Here is a 1,191-nt window from a genome sequence, read left to right on the forward strand (position 1 = left end):
CAAGTTTTTCGTCAATTTTACTATAATTAACACCTTTAATTTTGCATACTAGTTTTAAGTTTTCATACCCAGACATGTACGGGTAAAAGTTAGGGCGCTCAATAATAGCACCAACCTTTTTTAAAGCATTATGTGTTGTTGTGTTACCATCAAACCAATGGAAATTGCCCGATGTTTTATTTACCACATTTAAAACAATGCCTAGAGTGGTAGATTTTCCGCTTCCGTTTGGTCCTAAAATACCATAAACGTTACCTTTTTTTATAGTAAATGAAAGGTTGTTTACAGCGGTTAATTGGCCAAATTTTTTGGTAAGATTGTTAATAGTAAGAATAGATTCCAAAATAGTAAAACTTTTTTGCTAGTAACTTAGCAATGGTTAGTTATATGGGTAAGACGAGCCTGTTTATATTTTGTTACATACATACTAAAAAACCTTTAAAATTAGTAACTTTACACGTATGGAGGATTTAAAAATATCAAAAAAGAAACCGTCTTACACCATAAGCGAAAAACTTAGTAATTACCTTGCTGAGTATAATAGAAATAGTGAAATACCCATTTTTTATGATGATTTATTGCGTTTTCAAGGTTCTATTGTTGTGTATGACAAAGATGATAATGATACGCTTTGGGTACGTGTGTATTATAACGATTATGAAAGGGAAGAAATTGAAATGTCTTTAAAAAAGGTATATGCTATTTTACATTCTGATGGTAATGAAGATGCACACCCATTTTTAAAAGTTGATGCTATAGATTTTTGCACCTTCGGAAATTCAAAACCCTTCAGAATAAAAATACGAAATGTTTTAAATGATAATTTTACCTACTTCTACGTTAAAAAAGCCGATGCATCCAGAGTTTACGGTTTAGAGTTAGAGCATATGCTATCACCATCAAACTTAAACTTTTTGGTGTATAAAAATACCTTAATTGAAGAGCATATTTCTGGCATACCTGGTGATGTTTTTATAAAAACCATATTGCCTAATTGTAGCAAATCTGAAAAAGCACAAATAGCAAAAGAGTTTGTTAAATTTAATGAGCGATGTATGATTAGGTTGTTAGGTGATATGCGCTCATATAATTACGTAATTACACCAACCCATGATTTTGATCATGTAGTGTATAAAATTAGAGCCATAGATTTTGATCAGCAATCATACGAAGGTAAATTTAATATTTACA

The 1,191-nt window shown here is 30.6% G+C and carries 2 protein-coding genes; one reads left to right on the forward strand and one right to left on the reverse strand.

Annotation, left to right across the window (positions count from 1 at the left end; translation table 11 throughout):
- Window positions 1-343: ATP-binding cassette domain-containing protein (locus FUA24_RS07870; RefSeq protein WP_148541200.1), on the reverse strand; the 343-nt coding region annotated here is incomplete at its 3' end.
- 118 nt (window positions 344-461) lie between these two features.
- Between FUA24_RS07870 and FUA24_RS07875 the strand changes: the two genes are divergently transcribed.
- A partial coding sequence (locus FUA24_RS07875) for a hypothetical protein (RefSeq protein ID WP_148541202.1) occupies window positions 462-1,191 on the forward strand: 730 nt, incomplete at its 3' end.

The sequence above is a fragment of the Seonamhaeicola marinus genome (assembly GCF_008085455.1).